At 75.0% G+C, this 2,942-nt stretch carries 2 protein-coding genes; both read right to left on the reverse strand.

Annotated features, from left to right (window positions below):
- Nucleotides 1–2,099 (reverse strand): TIGR03986 family type III CRISPR-associated RAMP protein (locus D471_RS0109705; protein ID WP_017598443.1); only part of this gene is annotated, 2,099 nt, incomplete at its 3' end.
- Nucleotides 2,099–2,863 (reverse strand): hypothetical protein, encoded by a 765-nt coding sequence (locus D471_RS0109710; protein ID WP_017598444.1) that lies wholly within the window; start codon nucleotides 2,861–2,863, stop codon nucleotides 2,099–2,101. The genes D471_RS0109710 and D471_RS0109705, both read right to left, overlap by 1 nt.
- Between the last annotated feature and the right edge of the window lie 79 nt (nucleotides 2,864–2,942).

The raw sequence follows: 2,942 nt of genomic DNA on the forward strand, positions 1-2,942 counted from the left end.
GCCTGGTCGACCTCGCGCCACCGCTCCGGGCGCGGCTCTCCGGGCAGCCTACGGGCCACCAGCGCCGCGCCGAACGCGTCCAGGAACCCCTGGACCCGCTCCGGCCCGGCACGTGCGACACCGGCGGCCGGGTCGAGCGACACCGCCCGCGCACGCCGGTCGACCAGGTACAGCTCCGGACGCAGGTGCACGCTCCCCATCCCCAGCGACTTGCCCATACCGACCTTGTGCGCGTGGGCCGGGTCGGCGGGATCGCCGCCGTCGACGGGGTTGTCGAGCAGCAGGGCACGCAGCAACGCCCCGAGTTCCCCGTCGGTGAGGTTGGTGAAGGCCAGGCGCGAGCGGAACGTGAGCCCGTCGCGCACCGGCACGACGTCGCGCTGGGTGTCCCGGACCTGCTCGGCCCGGTGGCCGCGGGCCACGACGGCGATGCCCAGCTCCTCCTGGGCGCGGTCGTCGTAGCGCACCGGTCGGCCCAGGTCCGCGCGGTGCCGGTGCAGGTAGGTCTTGTAACCGCCGAGTCGGACGCGGCCCTCGTGCGACCAGGTGACGATGTCGGGACGGTCCCCCTTGGCCGCGTCGGGGCCCTGGACGAGGTAGTTGGCGAAGCAGCCGCGCTGCGGGGAGAGCAGACGCACGCGCAGCGCGGCGCCGTCGGGATAGTCCGGCTCGGGGTCGGTGCTGAGCGCGTGGCCGAAGGACACCCTCCCCTTCGAGGCGCCCGCCTCCCCGGCGAAGGTGTCGGTGTCGCCGAACATGGCCCGGCACACGTCCACGGGGCGGCCCGCCAGGGCGGCGCGGTCGGGATCACCGTGCTGGGGTCCCAGGACCCGGGCGGGGACGGCACGGCGGACGGGGTTGTCGTCGCTGACGGCGATCCGGTAGCCGCCCGACCGGCCGAAGGAGACGACCTCACCGGACATGTCGACATCGAACCAGACCGGTTCGAGGCCCTTCCTGGGCAACCCTCCGCCGCTGGCCCCGGCCACCGGGGGGCGACCGGGGTCCCCGGCGCACGCCCCGAGGCCGTCGGGGAAGGCGACGCGCTGGTAGCCGGTGATCTGCTCGGCCGACTCGAAGAGCGCCACCATGGCGTCGGGGACCGGTGCGCGCCCTCGCCGCAGGTCCGGCGGCCGGGGGAAGAGGTAGGCGTTACGGCGCTCCCCCGCCGCGACACCGGTCAGGACGGTCAGGCACGGGACGATCCCGCCGCGGTCGCCGCCCACCGGGTGCGGGGAGCGGGAGTCGAGGTAGTGCCGGGCCTCACGCGCGGTGGGGGCCACGGCGGCCACGCGCCTCTCCCCCGGCAGGTGGACCGCGTGCACCCAGCGGTACTGGAGACGGCCGTGCTGGTCGTGCGTGGTGGGGACGTAGGTGCCCGAGCGCGGCGGATCGGGGAAGTCCGCCACCCCGAAGTCCCAGGCCCGAAGGCTCTCCCGGAGGACGTCGAAGGACACCCGCAGCGCCTGCCCGGCCTCGGCGGTGATCGGGGTGGCCGGGACCTCGACGACGTACCACCGGTCCTCGGTCGAGGAGTGGAAGAGGAAGCCCTGTTTGGTGCGCAGGCCCGCACGGCGTTTGCGGTAGTGGGCGTGCTGGTGGGACATGACCTGGCGGGCACGGGTGGACAGGGTGCTGTCGGCGCTGTCGGGGTCGATGCGCACGGGGGCGCGGAAGAACAGCATGGGGGTGTTGACCGGACCGGTCTCTCCACCGGTGAGCATGCGCACGGTGTTGCGCACCAGGCCGCGCAGGGTCGGCCCGGGGATGGCCGGGAGAGTGCCGTCGCCGTACGGGAAACGGGTGGAGACGTTGACCGCGCCCCGGTCGAGGGTCTGTCCGACGAACGTGGGGGTGAGCGTGGTCAGGGTGAGTTCGATCCAGCCCGAGTGGGTGCCCTCCACCGTCCGGTCGTGGCTGCGCAGGAGGTCGCCGGTGACGAAACCGGCGTGCAGGTCGGCTGCGGGCATGGGGGTGTCGGCCAACCGCACGAGGCCGTAGGGGGCCGTGGCGTGGTACCTGTCTCCCCCGCGCGGCGAAGGTCCGCGCTCCCGCCCGTCACCGCCACCGCACGCGGCGGGCCCGTGCGGCGCGCCCATCAGTGCGCCGCCCCCGGGATCTCGTCACCGGACCCGACGTCGATCTCCGGACCCGTGGGCTTGAGCCCTGCGGACAGGCCGGTGAGACGGTGGAAGGCGACTCCGACGGCGCCGGTCGCGGGATCACTCGCCCAGTACTCCCGGACGGTCAGCCAGGTGCCGCGGCTCTCCAGGGCCGTGCGTCCGCCCGGGACCGGCCGGTGGCGCCCGGAGAAGTCGGCCCACTCCACGGGAAGTACGGCCTCGGAGCCACCGGGTTCGGTGGTCACGGACAGGGGTGCGCGGGCGTCCGCCGTGTAGCTGTGCCCGGGCCCGTTCCAGCCCTGGAGCAGGAACGAACGGTCGCGCGGACGCAGCCAGTCGGGGACCTCGCCGGGGGCGTCGGCGCTGATCCAGCCAGCCTCGGCGCGCTCGCCGAGGCGGATCTGCGCGCGGTGACCGAAGACCAGGACCTCCAGGATCCGCCAGCGGTCGGTGTCCGGATCCACGGCCGGCCGGGCCGGGAGCGCGCCGGACGCGGCGCCGGGGAGGGTGTCGGACCGGTACCAGCGGTCGCGGTGGCAGGAGCCGGTGACGCGGACGTCGCCGAGTTCGGCGAGCAGCCACTGGGGATGGCCCGGTGCCGCGGGGAGGCCGGCCACGCCCGTGTCCAGGAGGCGGCAGCGCGCGGCGCGGTCGAACACGTCGGTGAGGACGCCGTGGATCTGTTCGGGGGTGAGCGGCCGGACGGCCAGGCCCGCGGGCTGTGGGGGACGATCGCTCACCCGTCACCTCCGGTCGGCTCGTCGGGGGCGAGTCGGTCGTGCAGGGCGGCGAGCCAGCCGCGTGCGATGGCCGCCTCGG

It is taken from the genome of Nocardiopsis lucentensis DSM 44048 (assembly GCF_000341125.1).
In the GTDB taxonomy this organism is placed as follows: domain Bacteria; phylum Actinomycetota; class Actinomycetes; order Streptosporangiales; family Streptosporangiaceae; genus Nocardiopsis; species Nocardiopsis lucentensis.